Consider the following 18,272-nt stretch of genomic DNA (forward strand, 5'->3'; position numbering starts at 1 on the left):
TACATTATTTTTTCTCTCTGTATTTTACGGCCGCCGCGATAAATCCACGGAAAAGGGGATGGGCGTTATTTGGCCGGGATTTTAATTCCGGATGTCCCTGAGTGCCGATAAAAAACGGATGGTCGTTCAGCTCGATCATTTCAATAATACGTCCGTCCGGTGAAAGTCCGGCCAGGGTCATGCCGTTATTTTTCAATTTATCTCTATAGTCATTATTGACTTCATAGCGATGGCGATGGCGCTCGGAAATCTCTTTCTGTCCGTACAATTCCATGGACTTTGTGCCGTCTGTCAGCACGCATGGGTAAGCGCCAAGACGCAAAGTTCCTCCAATATCTTCCACACCGTCCTGTTCCGGCATCAGGGCAATGACCGGATGCATGGTATCCGGATCCAGCTCAATGCTGTTAGCGTCGTGATAGCCAAGAATATTCCGGGCAAATTCTACGATGGCCAACTGCATTCCAAGGCAGATGCCAAGGAATGGGATTTTGTTCTCACGGGCATATTGGATCGCCATAATTTTTCCTTCCGTTCCCCGTGTGCCAAAACCGCCCGGCACCAAAATACCGTCCACTCCGCCAAGAAGTTCTTTACAGCATGCCTCGTCCACAATATCCTCTGAATCTACCCACCGGATATGCACGTTGGCGTGGCTGGCGATACCGCCGTGCTTTAATGCCTCAACCACGCTTAAATAGGCGTCATGGAGCTGAACATATTTGCCGACCATGGCAATCTCCACTTCTGTCTTCGGATGTCTGAGAGCGTCCACCATGGCTTCCCAGTCGCCAAGATCCGGCTTTGGACATTCCAACTGAAGGCATTCGCAGACAACCTGAGCCAGATGTTCTTTTTCCATGGCAAGAGGTGCTTCATAGAGATACTCCACATCCAGATTCTGAAGAACATGGCTGCCGGGAACATTACAAAACAGGGCAATTTTATCTTTAATATCCTGCCCCAGAGGATATTCGCTGCGGCATACAAGCACATCTGGCTGGAGCCCCATACCCTGAAGTTCCTTTACACTGGCCTGAGTAGGTTTTGTCTTTAACTCGCCGGAAGCTTTCAGATAAGGAATCAGGGTGACATGGATCAAAATGGCGTTTTCATGGCCTACATCATGCTGAAACTGGCGAATTGCCTCCAAAAACGGCTGGCTTTCAATGTCTCCCGCTGTGCCGCCCACCTCAATAATGGCGATGCGCTCCTCATCCGGGGATTTTGCCCGGTAGAAACGGCTTTTAATTTCGTTGGTAATGTGAGGGATCACCTGTACCGTTCCCCCGCCGTAATCCCCGTGACGTTCCTTCTGAAGTACGGACCAGTATATTTTACCTGTAGTCACGTTGGAATTTTTGTCAAGACTTTCGTCGATAAAACGCTCATAGTGGCCCAGATCCAGGTCGGTCTCTGTACCGTCATCTGTGACAAACACTTCACCATGCTGGATAGGATTCATAGTCCCCGGATCCACATTAATATAGGGATCAAACTTCTGCATAGTCACCCTGTAGCCTCTGGCCTTCAAGAGCCGCCCCAGGGACGCAGCCGTAATACCCTTTCCAAGTCCGGAGACAACGCCTCCGGTTACAAAAACATACTTTACCATCACATTTTCCTCCTTGTTATGGCACACAGGCAGTGATCTTCCATCTGCTTATATGCAGTGCGCGGTGCGCTGACGGCAACAAAAAAGTGTCAGAACCACTGTAATCTCTCCCAATTACATTGTTCTGACACCTTTGTCACCATTTTTTTATTAATGCATATTACTATACCTTATTTTTTTCCGTTTGTAAAGAAAAATTTTTGTAACCGTTCAGCCATGAGGGATAAGGCGGGATGATTTATGCTTGCATAAGAATCAGACCGCCTTATCCCTCATGAACTGAGCGCCCGATAATGAGCAAAGCAGCGGCGTAAGCCGCGGGTCAGCGCGTCAGCGCGACTTTGCGAATGGCGCGAGCTGAACGGTTACTTCACGCCTTCAGCCATCAGAGCCGGGGCCTTCCCGATGAACAGAAAGGCCCCGGCTCAACACTGTTTCAATAGATCAGTAATCTTCAATCAATATACATATGCATCGGCCATGTAAGATACTCTACATCGTCCAGCTTCTCTGCGGTAATATAGCCGGCGGGAGCGTTTAAGATGGTAGGAATACGGTTAACCAGAGTAGCACATGTATGTTCCGGCGTGGCAGGTTTAACCACGTGAAATTCTGTATCCGGTTCGCCCAAAATCTTCCAGTCGCACATATCCCCGTCATCCGGTCCATAAACCTTTCCGATACACTGTGTCTCAATAGTGATCCCCTGGAAAGTTTCTGTAGTTACTACCGCGCTCATGCCGATACAATTGCCTTTTTTGATCGTCTCACCAGTAGTCTCACACCATAAATCTGTATCGTAAAAATAAGGTACACTCTTCTGGCTGATAGATTTAATGGTAAGACCCAGTTTGTTTGCCAACGCCTCGTTGGAGTTCCACACATAGGCCGGCTCCAGCACTTCCGGATGGGCAATCTGCGCCTCAAACTCTTCCGGCGTCAGCCCCACGCCGTGGGCCTTTGCCAGCGCCAATCCATAATCTTCCACATTGTAGCTGACCGCGCCTTCGATCCTACGGATATTGTGAACACCGCCGGCTACAGCGCCGATCATATTCACCCAGAAAATATCCTGCATTCCCGTACCTGTAATGGTACAGTGATTTTCTTTAGCCATCTTATCCAGACGGTTAGTGATGGCAGCGGCGGTAGTCCACGGGTAAATGGCCTCCTCACAGGTAGTGACCACATTTATCCCTCTGGACAGACAGCGCTCAAAATGAGGCATTACATCTTTCATAAAGCTGAACAGTGTTACCACGGCAATATCCGCATCGCACTCATCCAGTACCTCATCCGCGTCGGAGCGGATAGGAATATTCAGTTTAACCCCCAGGCCGGCATAGTCGCCTACATCCATCCCTACGATTTCAGGGTTTGTATCAATCGCCCCAACGATTTCGGCTCCCTTTTCATACAGGTAGCGGAGAATGTACTTACTCATCTTTCCACAGCCATACTGCACAACACGGATCTTTTCAAGATTCACCATAAAAATACCTCCTTTTGCGCGCCCTTTCAGGCTTTTTTCACGATATCAGGTTCAAAGAACTTTAGCCCAATATCTTTAACCTACCAGTGTTAATTTCATTATAAAGGTTATTCCTGGTATAAGGTCAAGCCCTTTTTATTCAAGACCCGCGAGTGAGTTTTGGCGCAGGATTTTGTCCGGTTTCAACTGAGAGCTTCCTGGGCAAATCCCTGCGTACTGCATTACACTCCGATTTCCCGAATAGACGGCTACTGCTTAGTATGTACAGGCGGCAAAAAGATATACCCATTTTTACAGATTCTTCAAATATTTCCCAGCTTCCTCCCGTGCCCGAAAAACAATAATCTTTTTTTCTTTATACTTTTTCAGCAATTCATAGATCACCGGAAGCTGATCCCTGGAAAAGTCCAGAATCCATTGCCGAAATTCCTCATCAAAGACCGTTTCCTTCCACGGCAAATCCTCTCTTTCTTTTCCGATCCGGGACTTTGCGCCTTCCAGGCATATTTCCAGCGGATAATCCAGCAAAAATACAGTATCGCACATTTGAATACGCCTTTCCATCGTCCGCAGATAATTTCCATCAATGATCCACCTGTCTTTTTCCATGATTTCCTTTAGTCCGGCGTCAAATTGCTCCGAAGACACATTGGTCTTATCCGGTTTATGCCACAACATATCCAAATAATAAAGGGGAAGCCCGGTTCTATCTCTGAGCTTCCTGCTAAAGACGCTTTTCCCTGCCCCAGGGCAGCCAATGACAATGACTTTTTCCATTTTCTATTTTATCCTTTTATTCATAATCAATTCTCTCAATTTTGAAAATCACCGGCCTTGTCCCGTCTGAACAGCAGGTAATCATTGTATTTTCTTCCTTCATCCAGCCCTTCATAATGGAACCGCCCTGCAGCCCCGTATAAATATACCGGGCGATAGCATCCCATGCTTCCGAACAAAACGGCAGTTTGGGGCCTCCGGCAATCGTCTCAGGGTCATGACTTGTCTTTGTCAGTGTATTCAGTCCCATATGCCAGAAATCGTCCCTCTCACCGTCACGGTAAAACTCAAACTCATCGCCGGGATTATAGCACGGACAGACGCCGGATGCCGGATCCGCGCAATATTCCTGCTGAATCTCTGGATACAGTTTTGTGTCAAGTACCGTTACTCTCACCTTATGTTTCATTCTTTCTTCCTCCCTATAGAAATGCTTAATCAATGTTAAACACCATCTCATGCCACTGTTCGCCGCCCCAGGCAGATTCAGAAATCCCCCGGTCTTCAAACCCCATTTTCCGGTACATTGCCACCTTTTGCGAAAGACAAGTCAATATGATCTTCCGGCGGCCATGGGCTTTCTCCCTGCGAAAATATTCATACATTAATTCCCTGGCAATGCCCTGCCCCCGGTATGAGGGCAGCACATCCAGGCCAAGGATCATCACATTTTCTCCGGCAGGGTCATGAAGGGTTATATCCGTAAAAAATTCATCTCTCAATGTGCCCTCATCTGTCGCCAGTCCATTTAAAAATCCGGCGAGTTTTCCCGTCTGCCTGTCCACTGCTACAAGAAACTGCCCTGCCGCATTTTCAACACGCTTGAGCATACGTTCCTTTGTACAGGCTTCATTTGGCGGAAAACATATCTGTTCAATTTGGGCCGCCTGTTCCCCCTCCTCCGGGCCAATACTTCTAAATTCAAAGCGCTCCCACAACTTCTCATCCGGCAGCGCGTATTTTTCCCATGATCCTTCTGCATTCAATTCCAGTGTCATCACTAATCTCCAATCTTTTCATCACAAATATCCGGCATATCTCCTTCTCTTTTAATTATTTTACCTTATTTTCAGCCTAAACGCACTATAAAAATATTTACCGGCGACTATGATCTTGAAAATAAAGATATACAAACCTGATGCCATATATTATGATAATATCAGGCTTGTACCAGAAGTGATCTTATAAAGATTTTAAATTCCAAAACGCTTATCAGAGGAAATAACAGAATCACAGAGCCAGTCTCACCTCAAGGATAAAAAATCAACTTATAACAAAGGAGTATACACTATGACCGAAAACTCAATCGCATACTGCGGCCTTCTCTGCGGCTTATGCCATCCTGAAGGAGACTGCAACTGTAAATTTGAAAACCATTGTAGCAAACAAAGCTCTGCCAGGGGATGCTTTCAATATAACTGCTGCTCCTCCAAAAATCTGAACGGCTGCTGGGAATGCACGGAAAGTCCCTGCGGTATAGATATGCATACCTTGGACAATGTTAAAATCCGTGCATTTATACGCTGTATCAAAGAAGACGGTCTTGAAAAATTCATTTCATATATCGAAAATAATATGGGCCAAGGTTTGGTCTATCATCGCCATGGATTTACCGGCGACTATGATCTTGAGACAGAGGACGCTGTTCTTGAGCTTCTGAGACATGGAAAGATAAAATAATGCCTCCGGAATCAAAAATCCCGAAGGCAGTTTTAAAAATATTACCAGTTATTTTTTTCTTCCGCAAAAATTTCCGGCAGAAAAGACGCCAGGTTGGCAAATTCTTTCATATTATGGAACAGAAGGGTCTGGGCCGCGATTTCCGGGATACGCACGCCGTCAGGCAGCGTTTTGACAGCTTTCTGATCTACAATGGTCCACCCCATCCAAAACCTGGTCCGCAGTTCCACCCCATCAGCTGTTTCCCTGATAAAATGACACATAACCTCTGACGTCTCGCCGCTGGTAGGGCCGGACATCTTCCCACCGCTTTATCCAGGCTGCGGGCGTCGTAATGATCTTCCGGATCCCAGATTGAATAGCGAAGCTCCCCTAGCCCATGCCAGGCAAACCACCAGTCAAACATCTCTCCCGTAACTCCCGGCATCTGCAAAAGATTAGCCACAAAGCCTGTGCCGTCATCCATGATACAATAGCCGGTCTCCGTATCCAGATATCCTGGTTCAAACAAGCGGTTGCGATCCTGAATTTTCAGCGCTTTTGACACATCCACAGGACCAGATCGCGCTGCCTGAAGATTTTTCTCAGGCACAGGCGCCAGGGGCCTGTAAAAATATTTTGCGTAAGATAATTTTTTCTGTTCTTCTGTAATTGGAACTCATTTCCCCATGATTACCCTCCTTAATTTTCTTTGTTCTATATCTGTTAATTTGTTACAGTTCCACCCAATTCCCTTTCCATATTTTATCACATATCGCACATAAATGAATGGAAAATAGATATAAATATTACCCCTGAACAGCTTCACTTCTTTGGGTTCCCACAAAAATATGGCGAAACAACCACCGGGCCGCAGGCCCTGCGATAAAAAGCTGCACCGGAAGGACCATAATAAAGTTTCTGCAGTAAGTCAGCAGATAATTGGGAATAATCTGTTCTGTAAAGCCATACCCATGGTACACCCCAAGGATACTGGCCAAAGCCACCTGACACACCACCGTAAAAATCTGGATAGCGAAAATAATAAAAATCGGACGATCCCCAGGCTTAACCACTCTGAATGCCAGGATTCTCCGCCTGCTGCGGGCCGCATCGGCGACATTTTCTTCTCTGCCGCAGCGCGAGCTAAATCAGAGCGGTTTTTATGCCACAGGAAACAAAATTTCCCATGACAAAAAAATAAATGTCCCCTCCGCCGTCCGACAGTAGCAGAGTGACATTTATTGTCAGGAAACCTGATGCTGTATATACAGCACCCTTTAATTGTCCATAGCTATTATACCTGGTTTTTATATATTCCGCAAGGAAAATTTTGCGGCAGTTCAGCCCGTGCCTGCGCTGTGCCGCGCTGACCCGCGGCTTACGCCGCCCCTTTGCTCATGAACCGGCGCTCCGCCCATCCCTGATGGCTGAACTGTTATTACTGTTCACTGTTACAAAATTTTTTTCAAAAAATCTCTTGACAAATATTTTTTTTCGAGTATACTAACGAACATAGAGCAAAGGCGTTCTGGATTATCCAGGGCGCCTTTTTTTCTATTCCGGAAGCCCTTTTCTCTCTCCCGGCTTCCGGACCTCTTGTGAATGAAGTGAAAGGAGTGTTCCCTATGTCAAAAGACATCCCTGCATTATATGGCAGTCTCGTATTTAATGATAAGGTTATGCGCAACAAATTACCAAAGGATATGTATAAAGCCCTTAAAAAGACCATTCAAAACGGCACTCATCTGGAACTGGATGTAGCTAATTCCGTTGCTGTGGCTATGAAAGAATGGGCGGTTGAAAATGGCGCAACCCACTATACTCACTGGTTCCAGCCCATGACCGGTTATACCGCTGAAAAGCACGACAGCTTTATTTCCCCTACAGACAGCGGCGATGTAATCATGGATTTCTCAGGAAAAGAACTTGTAAAGGGTGAACCAGACGCATCCAGTTTCCCATCCGGCGGACTTCGCGCTACCTTTGAAGCCAGAGGCTATACCGCCTGGGATCCCACATCCCCGGCGTTTATCAAAGATAATACACTGTATATCCCCACAGCATTCTGCTCTTACAGCGGCGAGGCTCTGGATAAAAAAACACCGCTTCTGCGTTCCATGGAAGCGTTAAATAAAGAGGCTGTTAAAATGCTCAAACTTCTGGGCCGGGATGACGTGACCAGCGTCAACGCCACCGTCGGACCAGAACAGGAATACTTCCTTGTTGATAAAGAATTATATAATAAACGCCGGGATCTTATTTTCTGCGGACGCACACTCATCGGCGCCCCCGCTCCTAAAGGACAGGAAATGGAAGATCATTATTTCGGCGCATTAAAGCCCCGTGTATCCGCATATATGCATGATCTTGACGAAGAGCTTTGGAAACTCAGCATTCCCGCCAAGACCAAACATAACGAAGTTGCCCCGGCACAGCATGAACTGGCTCCCATCTTCGAGACCGCCAATGTTGCTGTTGACCACAATCAGCTTACTATGGAGCTGATGAAAAAGACAGCAGAAAAACATGGACTTGTATGCCTGCTCCATGAAAAACCGTTTGAAGGCATTAACGGCAGCGGCAAACACAATAACTGGTCACTGACGACCAACACCGGCGACAACCTGTTAAATCCAGGAAAAACCCCGGCTGAGAATATCCAGTTCCTCGTATTCCTCATGGCTGTCATCAAAGCAGTGGATGATTATGCTGACCTTATGCGTATCTCCGTTGCGGGAGCCGGCAATGACCACCGTCTCGGCGGCAACGAAGCGCCGCCGGCAATTGTCTCCATTTTCCTTGGAGATGAGCTGACTGAAGTTCTCAAATCCATTGAGGAAGACCGTTACTTTGGAAAACATGAAACAATCCAGATGGATATTGGCGCTCATGTTCTTCCTCATTTCACCAAAGATACAACAGATAGAAACCGTACATCACCATTTGCTTTCACCGGCAATAAGTTCGAGTTCCGTATGCTTGGCTCCAGCGCTTCCGTAGCGAACCCCAACATGGTTCTCAACGCTGCTGTGGCAGAAGCTCTGGCACAGTTCTATGAGGAACTGAAAGAGGCTGAACCGGGACATATGGAAGAAGCCGTCCATGAACTGATCAAGCGGGCTATCCGCAAACATAAAAAAGTTTTATTTAACGGCAACGGCTATACTGAGGAATGGGTTGAGGAGGCAAAACGCCGCGGACTTTACAATCTTGTTTCCACACCGGAAGCATTGAAAGAATTTATTTCCGATAAGAACGTGAAGCTCCTGACTGAACATCATATCTTCACAAAGGAAGAAATCTTCTCCCGCTATGAAATTTTACTGGAGAATTATGTCAAGACGATCGAGATCGAGGCAAAGACACTCCATGAAATGCTCGCCAAAGATTTCCTTCCCGCTATTTCCACTTATGCTGCGGATGTGGCTAAAAACGCCGCCGCAAAGAAAGCATTCATGCCTTCTGTATCCACAGCCAGTGAAGAGTCTCTTGTTTCCAGTCTATCCGGCGCCTATGAAACTTTAAGCTCCGGTCTTGGCTCCATCACTGAGGTTCTCGCCCATATCAATGAGAAGATCAGCGGCATGGATTCCATGCAGGATGCTGCAAATACCTGCCTCAACGAAATGCTGCCAATCATGGATTCACTGCGCAAGACAGCAGATGAAGCTGAAGCTAAGATCCCAGACGAATACCTTCCGTACCCTACATACGATCAGCTTCTGTTCTCTGTATAATTTGCGATGTGCGTTCTCACTAAGCTCGTCTTTCGTGCTATCTTGCAGATAGCCCTCGGACTCGCTAAGTGTTCGTTACGGGTAACATCGCAAAACTAAATTTGCCCTTCGGGCTCATTAAGGTTTGCGATGTGCGTTCTCACTAAGCTCGTCTTTCGTGCTATCTTGCAGATAGCCCTCGGACTCGCTAAGTGTTCACAGCAAAGCAGGCAAGGTTTTTTATGAGCCGCTGCTTTATATAAATTGTCTCAGGAGTTTCGCTTAACAGCGGATTCCTGCGGCAGTCACATTTTCCTTACGCAATGGCGCGTTCCGGCTTAGCCGGCAACGCGCCGTTTTTTCATCCTTAAAGTCAAATACCCCTCTGTAAGCAACGGAGCATCAAACTAGCAGCGCCCCAGGGGGGCGGGGTATTTGACCCTCGCGGCGTTCGCCAAATGGACGTGCGAGCGCGTTCGCTTGGCTCACTGCCCGCAGGAATAAAATGTCAGAAAAAAGCAGGTTTTCCAGAAATTATCCGGAAATACCTGCTTTTTTCTATGGCTTTGATCTGAAAAAGTACCGGCGGATCAAACGTCCAAAGACATGGCAAAGTTTACCAAAATTGTTTGGCTTTTTTCCGGAAAAAGTAGTATTATAAACTATAGGAAACGTCATAATAATTTTTATTATGACGTTTCCTGCGCCGGTTTTTGCTGCGCAAAGCGCAGATCTTTCCTTGCAAAAATCGTGCGCATCCCCCGGAGGTTTTGAGATAAACGACAAATATATTTGTCGTTTACTATAAAAGCATTGAACTTGGAGGTGATGGCCATTGACAACCGATGTTATCGAAACCCTCAGCAGTATTGACACCAGAGCCAGCCAGATTATGGAAAACGCCCTGGCCCGCAAAAAGGCCCTTGCAAAAGAATTTGACGAAAAGGCCCAGATCATGTCCGATCAGATCCAGTCCCAGTGCCAGAGCCACATGGAAGCCCTTACGCGGGAACTGGACGAAGAAAACGCCCGACAGATCAACAACTTGTCCCTGCAGGCAAAGGAAGATCTGGCTGCCCTGGATGAGAATTATAAAACTAACCATGACAAGTATGTCCGGGAGATCTTCTCACGGATTATAGGAGCGTGAGCCTATGAATAACGCCCTTATGAATTACAGCGGCATATCCGCCAAGGTCCGCGCCATGAAAGGACGGCTTCTTGACCGGGAGGCTTATTATAACATCGCTTCTATGCAGTCTGTCCCGGAATTTCTCTCTTGGATCAAAACAGTTCCTTCCTATATAAAAGTCTTTGAGAGTGTTCCGGAAACAGTCCTGCACAGGGGAGAGATTGAAAAACTGCTCCAGTTAGCACTGTATGACGATTATGCCCGCATTTACGCTTTCGCCGGCCCTGACCAACGGAAGTTCTTGAAAGTTTATTTCCGGCGCTATGAGATTCAGATTGTCAAAACATTTCTCCACCTGATCTTTGATCACCGGGATATTCTCTTTGATACATCTTTGATCCCGCCCCATTTCCGGGATCAGTCCAGCATTTCCCTGGATGCCCTTTCCCGGTGCAAAAGTCTGGATGAATTTTTTGAGGTCATTGAACACAGCGACTACTACCCTCTGCTGAAGGCCCTGAAAGACCGGACGGACGTCAGCCTGTTTGACTACGAGCTTGCCCTGGATATTTATTTTTTCAAATTTCTCTGGAAGTTAAAGGACAAAGTCCTGAAAGCATGGGAACTGGAACAGATGACTAAAATTTACGGAACACAGATCGACTTGCTTAACATTTTATGGATCTACCGTTCAAAACGCTTCTATCAGGTAGAACCCTCACAAATGTACAGCAATCTGATCCCGGTTCACTTCCGTCTCACCCCTTCATATATCCGAAGGCTTATTGAAAGCGAAACACTTGACGAGTATCGGGAACTCCTGGGCAGATCCTTCTACGGCCGCGCCCTGACTTCTGTGGAACAAAGCGCAGCGGACTCAGACACTGCCCTGTGGCGGATGTATCAGGAGATCATGAGAAATCTGCGCCGCCAGGCCGCCAGAAAATATCCTTACTCTCTGGCTGTTATTGAAGAATATCTTTTTTTAAGAGAAGAAGAAATCAACCGTCTGACCACGGCCATGGAATGTATACGCTACGGCCTTGACGCGGATCAGACTTTAAGATATGTACAGTCGACCTGACAAAAATCGACGGTCTAAATACGACTCAGGAGGTGACATACTATGATCGCAAAGATGAAATTTGTCAATATTACCGGCCCTAAGCAAGATATTGACCGGGTTACACAAAAATATCTGCTGCGCTACCCGATTCATCTTGAAAATGCCCTTTCAGAACTGGGTGACACTCACACGCTGACGCCCTTTATTGAAGAAAATCCTTATAAAGAAACAGTGGCCACACTCAGAGATATGGCGCAGATAGTCAACCACGGGGATCCGGATCATCTCCCCCTAGTGAATTGCGGCCGCAGCGCAAGGGAACTGTTGGAAAGCTCGAAAAATCTCATTGCTTCCATACGTGAAAAAAGCGGACAGCTTTCCCAGCAAAAACAGGAATTGGAATCGTCAGAAACCCATTATCTGGAACTTTTAGATGAGATCGCACCCTTTTGCGGAATTCATTTTCCTATCTCAAAAATCCTTGAATTTAAGTTTATTAAATTCCGTTTTGGAAGGATCGCTCTCAACTATTTTGATACTTTTTCAAAATATGTCTACGACAATTTAAACACCATCTTTTATGAAAGCAGCCGGGACTCCCAGTACGTCTGGGGCGTGTACTTCGCTCCCCAGGCAACTTTTGTAAAAGTGGACGCTATCTTTGCTTCCATGCACTTTGAACGCATCCATCTTTCCGGAGAAATTACAGGAACGCCGGAAGAAGCCCGGAGCGCCATCCAGAAAAAGCTGGAACAGACGCGCCAGCAGATCACCCAGTGCAGCCTTGAACTTTCCAACCTGTACTTTGAGCGGCGCGCGGAAATAAACGAAGCCTACAGTGTCCTCCAGAATATATCCCGGCACTTTGATATCCGCAAGCGTGCCGCCTGTACCCGGGAACGTCAGGAAGTTTTCTATATTCTGTGCGGATGGATGGAGGAAAAAGACGCCCTAGCCCTCCAAAAAGATATGAAGGGCGACAAAGATGTGGATATCCTCATCGAGGACGATTATCAGTCCCCCACCGCGAAACCGCCCACCCGGCTGTCCAACCGGGGGATCTTTAAACCCTTCCAGATGTTTGTGACCATGTACGGCCTTCCCGCCTATAACGAGCTTGACCCCACCAAATTTCTGGCTCTGACTTACGCTTTTATGTTCGGCATCATGTTCGGCGATGTGGGACAGGGCGCCTGTCTGGTCATCGGAGGATTTTTGCTTTACCGGATCAAACATATGAACATTGCAGGGATCATCTCCTTCTGCGGCCTCTTTTCCGTATTTTTCGGATTTATGTACGGCAGCTTCTTCGGCTTTGAACATGTGCTGCCCACTGTGTGGATGAAGCCAATGGAATCGGAGAATATTATGACTACCCTCATCCTGGCCATATGCTTTGGTGTCGGCCTAATCATCGTGGCTATGATCATCAACATCATTAACTGCATCCGCCAGAAAAATCCGGGTGCGGCCTTAATTGGAACCAACGGTCTGACCGGCCTTATCTTCTATGTGGCTGTGATCTATATTCTTGTAACAAAACTGATCCCGGCTATGGGGCCCACACGTTTTATGGCACTTTTAGTGGCGCTGATCATCATATGCCTCTTTGCCATTGCCTTTGCCCAGCCTTTGCAGGATGCGATCAACAAAAAGAAAGTCCATCTCCATGAAGGCCCGGTCATGTTTGTTGTCGAATCTATTTTTGAACTGATCGAAATTCTTTTAAGCTTTGTGACCAACTCGGTATCCTTTATCCGTGTCGGCGCCTTCGCTTTAAGCCACGCCGGCATGATGAGCGTTGTCATGATGCTTTCCAATATTGAAAACGCGGCCACACCGGCGGGCATCGTTATTGTTATTTTTGGAAACATACTAATCTCCGCCCTTGAAGGGCTTATTGTAGGCATTCAGGTACTCCGTCTGGAATACTATGAAATGTTCAGCCGTTTTTACAGCGGGACAGGCAGAGAATTTAAGCCTTACGCGGCACCCGTCCCCACTCCGCAAAAAAACTCAAAGGCAGCCTGAAACATGGCAATGTTATAACTATGTGTAAGACACCAATACCACAGGAGGATTAAAAAATGATCGCAAAAATTATACTCATCGCGGCTCTTATGTTAAGTATTTTTATCCCATTTATGGCCTTTCTTCTGGGCGAACGGAAAAAAGGGCGTTTAAAGACTACTCTGGCTATTAATATCACCACCTTTTTCGCCATCATTGTCGTTGCTAATATTATGCTTTTCGGAGGCAGCGTCAACGCCGCTGAGACTGCAGATGCCGCGTCCGGCATATCCCAGGGACTTCGCTATATTGCCGCCGCCCTGTCCACAGGTATGTCCACCATCGGCGCCGGCATTGCCGTGGCATCTTCCGCCAGCGCGGCTCTCGGCGCTTTAAGTGAGGACTCCTCTGTCATGGGTAAGGCCCTGATCTTTGTTGCCCTTGCCGAAGGTGTAGCCTTGTACGGACTTCTGATCTCCTTCCTTATCCTGAATTAAGGTGATTTTATGCGCATGTATTTAATCAGTGATAACGTTGATACATTAACCGGTATGCGCCTGGCCGGCGTTGAGGGCGTTGTAGTTCACGACCGGGAACCGCTCCGCCGGGAGCTTGAACGGGTGCTGGCGGATAAAACTATCGGGGTGCTGCTGATCACTGAACTGCTTGGCAGCCATTTCCCCGATATTATCGAAGACATTAAACTGAACCGGCGCCTGCCTATTGTGGTTGCTATCCCGGACCGCCACGGCACAGGGCGCAGCCCTAACTTTATTATGGATTACGTCAATGAAGCCATTGGCGTAAAGGTACAGGAGGAGGAAAAATGACCCTTGAAGAAAAACTGGAGCTTTTTAAGGACTCCGCTATTGCCGAAGCCAGCCACCAGGGCAGTGTCATGTTGGCCCAGTACCGTCAGTCTCTTGAAAAAATTTATAACAGCAAAATCGAGCAAGTCAAGAAAGAGGGGGACTCCTATATCGTCACCCAGACAGACAAGATTCGGAGGGAACACAATCGTCTTCTTTCTATGGAGCAAAACAAAATCAAACGGGATATCGGCGAAAAACATCACCAGGTAAAGGAAAAGATTTTTTCTGATGTAACTGATATGCTTGTTGAATACAAAAAAGATCCAGAATATATCCGCAGTCTGGAAGTTCATATACGAAAGATTCTCGCCATGGTGGAAAACCATCCGGTGACCATCTATGTGGACGCCTCAGATTCCGGTCTGATCCCGGAACTGGAGCAGCGCTGCCGGACAAAAATCTCTGTCAGCAGCCAGGATTTTATCGGCGGCATCCGGGCCGAAGTTCCCTCGAAAAATATTTTAATTGATTATTCCTACGCCACACGGCTGGAGGAAGAAAAAAACAACTTTAAAATCTGATGTTATTATTCACAGTCGATTTGAAGCGGAGGGTACTGTGAATAGTAACTATCTGACGCCGCGCGCCCTGTGATACGGCAGCTTCACGCCAGTCACAACAGCGCGGCCCACAGGAGGACATCATGACAATCACTGGAAAAATTTATGGAATTAACGGCCCTGTGATCTATGTCAAAGGCGATCCGGGGTTTAAAATGTCCGAAATGGTCTACGTGGGCAAAGACCGGCTAGTGGGCGAGGTCATCGCGTTAAGCCGCAGTCAGACCATTATCCAGGTATATGAAGAAACCACAGGTTTAAAGCCAGGGGAGGAAGTCATTGGCAGCGGCGACGCTATTTCCGTCACCCTGGCCCCTGGAATTATCGGAAATATATTCGACGGCGTCCAGCGGCCTTTAAGCGAGATTGCCAGACACTCCGGCGCCTTTATTGACCGGGGCATTTCTGTCGAATCTCTGGACAGTGAAAAAAAATGGCCCACACACATGACCGTCAAAGACGGGGACGCAGTCACCGGCGGCACCGTCATTGCCACCGTTCCCGAAACCCACGCCCTGGAACACCGGATCATGATACCGCCAAATCTTTCAGGAACTATTAAAAATGTTGTCCCTGACGGCGACTACACCATTCATCAGGTCATCGCCACCCTGACCGACTATTCCGGCCATGAAATACCCCTGACTATGGTTCAGCACTGGCCGATCCGCGTCCCCCGGCCAACCCGCCAGAGATTTCCCTCTGACCGTCCCCTGATCACCGGTCAGCGTATTCTTGATACACTGTTCCCTATCGCCAAGGGCGGTACGGCCGCGGTTCCCGGAGGCTTTGGTACCGGAAAGACCATGACTCAGCACCAGATCGCCAAATGGTGCGACGCGGATCTGATTATCTATATCGGCTGCGGTGAGCGTGGCAATGAGATGACTCAAGTGCTGGAAGATTTTTCCAAGCTGAAAGATCCCCGGACGGGCAACTCCCTCATGGAGCGAACCACTCTCATCGCCAACACCTCCAACATGCCTGTGGCCGCCCGTGAGGCCAGTATTTATACCGGTCTGACCCTGGCTGAGTATTACCGGGATATGGGCTATCACGTAGCCATCATGGCCGACTCCACCTCCCGCTGGGCCGAGGCTTTGCGTGAACTTTCCGGGCGCCTTGAGGAAATGCCTGCGGAAGAAGGCTTTCCTGCATATCTTGCTTCCCGCCTCTCCGCCTTTTACGAGAGGGCTGGATTTATGGAGACATTAAACGGGATGGAAGGCTCTGTCACCATCATTGGTGCCGTTTCTCCCCAGGGCGGTGATTTCTCCGAACCGGTCACCCAGAACACCAAACGTTTCGTCCGCTGCTTCTGGGGATTGGACAAATCCCTGGCTTATGCCAGACATTTCCCGGCTATCCACTGGCTCACCAGCTACAGTGAATATGTGCGGGATCTCACCCCATGGTATGAAACCCATGTAGGCAGAGATTTCATTCCCTGCCGCACACGGATTCTTGCCCTTCTCACAAAGGAGAGCGAATTAAATGAGATTGTCAAGCTTATCGGCAGCGACGTTCTGCCCGATGACCAGAAACTGGTACTGGAGATCGCCAGGGTCATCCGCCTTGGATTTTTGCAGCAGAATGCCTACCACCCTTCCGATACCTACGTGCCTCTGGCAAAACAGTTAAAAATGATGGAGACTATTCTCTATCTCTACGACAAATGTGAAGCTCTCATCGGCCTGAATATGCCCATGTCCCTTTTAAGAGAGGACCGGATCTTTGAAGAAATCATTTCCATCAAATATAACGTGGGCAACGATGAGCTGGACAAATTTAATGAATACCATGACAATATCGACGCTTTCTATCAGCGTCTCATGGATGAAAACGCATAGAAAGGAGAGGGATTGACATGTCCATTGAATATCTTGGATTAACCAGCATTAACGGCCCTCTCGTTATCCTGGAAGGGGTCATGAACGCCTCATTTGAAGAGATCGTCGAGATGAAAGTTGACGGCACAGAAACAAAACTTGGCCGTATTATCCAGCTTGACGAGGACCGGGCGGTAATCCAGGTTTTTGAAAACACAGCCAATATGTCCCTGTCCAACACCCGGACAAAGCTGACAGGACACCCTATGGAGATCACACTTTCCGAGGAAATCCTCGGCCGGACCTTTAATGGCCTGGGACAGCCCATTGACGGTCTCGGAGAAATCGTCTCCGACATCCGCCGGGACGTCAACGGAAAGCCGATGAACCCGGTGCGCCGGGAATATCCAAGAAACTATATCCGCACAGGAATTTCCGCCATTGATGGCCTGACTACACTGATTCGGGGACAGAAACTCCCCATCTTCTCCGGCAACGGTCTGCCCCACGACCAGCTCGCCGCCCAGATTGTCAAACAGGCCTCCCTTTCCTCAGGGGACGATCAGAGGGACAGCAGTCCGGACAGCGCCGGAAGCGCTGACAGCGCTGACAGCCAAATCAGCGGCGAGTACAGTGACCGCCGGGATAACGAACAGTTTGCCGTGGTTTTTGCCGCCATGGGCGTCAAGCATGATGTGGCCGAATTTTTCCGCCGTACTTTTGAGGAAAGCGGCGCAGCCAGCCATGTAGTAACCTACTTAAATCTTGCCAACGATCCGGTAGCGGAACGTATCATCACTCCAAAAGTTGCCCTGACGGCGGCGGAATATCTGGCCTTTGACAAAGGCTACCATGTCCTTGTTATTCTCACTGATATGACCTCCTATGCCGAGGCGCTCCGTGAGATCTCATCCTCAAAGGGCGAGATTCCCAGCCGGAAGGGCTATCCCGGCTACCTCTACAGCGAGCTGGCCACCATCTACGAGAGAGCCGGAATTATCGCCGGATGCAAAGGGTCTGTCACCCAGATCCCCATCCTGACCATGCCAGGGGATGACATTACCCATCCCATCCCTGACCTGACCGGCTATATCACCGAGGGACAGATCGTTCTTGACCGATCCCTCCACCAGCAGGGCATTTACCCGCCTATAAACGTGCTGCCCTCCCTCTCCCGTCTTATGAAAGACGGCATCGGCGAAGGCTTTACCCGTGAGGATCATCAGGACGTAGCCAACCAGCTTTTCTCCGCCTACGCCAAGGTGGGCGAGGCCAGGGCGCTGGCGTCCGTCATCGGCGAGGATGAACTCTCCCCTGTAGATAAACAGTATCTTTCCTTTGGCAAGGCATTTGAAAATGAATTTATCGGCCAGGACATTTTTGAAAACCGCTCCATCATCCAGACTTTGGATATTGGCTGGAAGCTGCTGCGTATGCTTCCCAAAGATGAACTGGACCGCATTGATACAAAACTTCTGGATAAATATTATGATGATACCAGGGTCAAATAGACATGCGTTTCATGCTTGTATGAAAAACTC

At 48.1% G+C, this 18,272-nt stretch carries 18 protein-coding genes; 10 read left to right on the plus strand and 8 right to left on the minus strand.

The features are described 5' to 3' along the window. Positions 1–4 precede the first annotated feature (4 nt). The 5 genes from HNP82_RS08955 to HNP82_RS08975 form a co-directional block, all read right to left on the minus strand. Entirely contained in the window at positions 5–1,618 is a 1,614-nt protein-coding gene (locus HNP82_RS08955) for a CTP synthase (protein WP_334298274.1), read from the minus strand. A 451-nt stretch (positions 1,619–2,069) separates the two neighbouring features. Beyond that, the gene (locus HNP82_RS08960) at positions 2,070–3,107 is read right to left on the minus strand and encodes an NAD(P)H-dependent amine dehydrogenase family protein (RefSeq protein ID WP_183773524.1); all 1,038 of its coding nucleotides are present in this window, start codon (positions 3,105–3,107) and stop codon (positions 2,070–2,072) included. Positions 3,108–3,398: 291 nt separating this feature from the next. Further along, on the minus strand, positions 3,399–3,884 hold the full coding sequence (locus HNP82_RS08965) for a P-loop NTPase family protein (protein ID WP_183773526.1): 486 nt from the start codon (positions 3,882–3,884) through the stop codon (positions 3,399–3,401). A gap of 16 nt (positions 3,885–3,900) precedes the next feature. Next, the gene (locus HNP82_RS08970) at positions 3,901–4,293 is read right to left on the minus strand and encodes a TIGR04076 family protein (protein WP_183773528.1); all 393 of its coding nucleotides are present in this window, start codon (positions 4,291–4,293) and stop codon (positions 3,901–3,903) included. Positions 4,294–4,318: 25 nt separating this feature from the next. Next, positions 4,319–4,882 carry a GNAT family N-acetyltransferase gene (locus HNP82_RS08975; protein WP_183773530.1) on the minus strand — a complete coding sequence of 188 codons (564 nt, stop codon included), beginning with the start codon at positions 4,880–4,882 and terminating at the stop codon, positions 4,319–4,321. Between the two features lie 292 nt (positions 4,883–5,174). On the opposite strand from HNP82_RS08975, the gene HNP82_RS08980 reads away from it, so the two are divergent. Next, on the plus strand, positions 5,175–5,564 hold the full coding sequence (locus HNP82_RS08980) for a hypothetical protein (RefSeq protein ID WP_183773532.1): 390 nt from the start codon (positions 5,175–5,177) through the stop codon (positions 5,562–5,564). A gap of 41 nt (positions 5,565–5,605) precedes the next feature. Here HNP82_RS08980 and HNP82_RS18035 read toward each other — a convergent pair whose 3' ends face one another. The 3 genes from HNP82_RS18035 to HNP82_RS08990 all read right to left on the minus strand — a co-directional run bounded on the left by HNP82_RS18035 (position 5,606) and on the right by HNP82_RS08990 (position 6,619). Continuing rightward, positions 5,606–5,863, minus strand: a complete 258-nt coding sequence (locus tag HNP82_RS18035; RefSeq protein ID WP_330599510.1) for a DAPG hydrolase family protein — start codon at positions 5,861–5,863, stop codon at positions 5,606–5,608. Next, positions 5,752–6,156 (minus strand): DAPG hydrolase family protein, encoded by a 405-nt coding sequence (locus HNP82_RS18040; protein WP_330599511.1) that lies wholly within the window; start codon positions 6,154–6,156, stop codon positions 5,752–5,754. Before HNP82_RS18040 ends, HNP82_RS18035 begins: the two co-directional genes overlap by 112 nt. 196 nt (positions 6,157–6,352) lie before the next feature. Beyond that, positions 6,353–6,619: a hypothetical protein gene (locus tag HNP82_RS08990; RefSeq protein ID WP_207720593.1), complete on the minus strand. Its 267-nt coding sequence runs from the start codon at positions 6,617–6,619 to the stop codon at positions 6,353–6,355. Between the two features lie 552 nt (positions 6,620–7,171). Between HNP82_RS08990 and HNP82_RS08995 the strand changes: the two genes are divergently transcribed. The 9 genes from HNP82_RS08995 (at position 7,172) to HNP82_RS09035 (ending at position 18,242) form a co-directional block, all read left to right on the plus strand. Beyond that, complete coding sequence (locus tag HNP82_RS08995; protein ID WP_183773536.1) at positions 7,172–9,283, plus strand: glutamine synthetase III family protein; 2,112 nt, start codon at positions 7,172–7,174, stop codon at positions 9,281–9,283. 814 nt (positions 9,284–10,097) lie between these two features. Next, positions 10,098–10,412: a hypothetical protein gene (locus tag HNP82_RS09000; RefSeq protein ID WP_183773538.1), complete on the plus strand. Its 315-nt coding sequence runs from the start codon at positions 10,098–10,100 to the stop codon at positions 10,410–10,412. Between the two features lie 4 nt (positions 10,413–10,416). Next, entirely contained in the window at positions 10,417–11,478 is a 1,062-nt protein-coding gene (locus HNP82_RS09005) for a V0D/AC39 family V-type ATPase subunit (RefSeq protein WP_183773540.1), read from the plus strand. 42 nt (positions 11,479–11,520) lie between these two features. Beyond that, a complete protein-coding gene (locus tag HNP82_RS09010; protein ID WP_183773542.1) occupies positions 11,521–13,491 on the plus strand; it encodes a V-type ATP synthase subunit I in 1,971 nt (656 codons plus the stop codon). Between the two features lie 56 nt (positions 13,492–13,547). Next, positions 13,548–13,967 carry an ATP synthase subunit C gene (locus tag HNP82_RS09015; protein WP_183773544.1) on the plus strand — a complete coding sequence of 140 codons (420 nt, stop codon included), beginning with the start codon at positions 13,548–13,550 and terminating at the stop codon, positions 13,965–13,967. A gap of 9 nt (positions 13,968–13,976) precedes the next feature. After that, the gene (locus HNP82_RS09020) at positions 13,977–14,300 is read left to right on the plus strand and encodes a V-type ATP synthase subunit F (RefSeq protein WP_183773546.1); all 324 of its coding nucleotides are present in this window, start codon (positions 13,977–13,979) and stop codon (positions 14,298–14,300) included. After that, positions 14,297–14,863, plus strand: a complete 567-nt coding sequence (locus HNP82_RS09025) for a V-type ATP synthase subunit E (protein ID WP_183773548.1) — start codon at positions 14,297–14,299, stop codon at positions 14,861–14,863. The genes HNP82_RS09020 and HNP82_RS09025 overlap by 4 nt, the downstream gene beginning before the upstream one ends. A gap of 122 nt (positions 14,864–14,985) precedes the next feature. Then, the gene (locus HNP82_RS09030; RefSeq protein WP_183773550.1) at positions 14,986–16,752 is read left to right on the plus strand and encodes a V-type ATP synthase subunit A; all 1,767 of its coding nucleotides are present in this window, start codon (positions 14,986–14,988) and stop codon (positions 16,750–16,752) included. A gap of 17 nt (positions 16,753–16,769) precedes the next feature. Further along, entirely contained in the window at positions 16,770–18,242 is a 1,473-nt protein-coding gene (locus HNP82_RS09035) for a V-type ATP synthase subunit B (RefSeq protein ID WP_183773552.1), read from the plus strand. The last annotated feature ends 30 nt before the right edge of the window (positions 18,243–18,272 follow it).

Source organism: Catenibacillus scindens, from assembly GCF_014202115.1.
GTDB lineage: Bacteria > Bacillota > Clostridia > Lachnospirales > Lachnospiraceae > Catenibacillus > Catenibacillus scindens.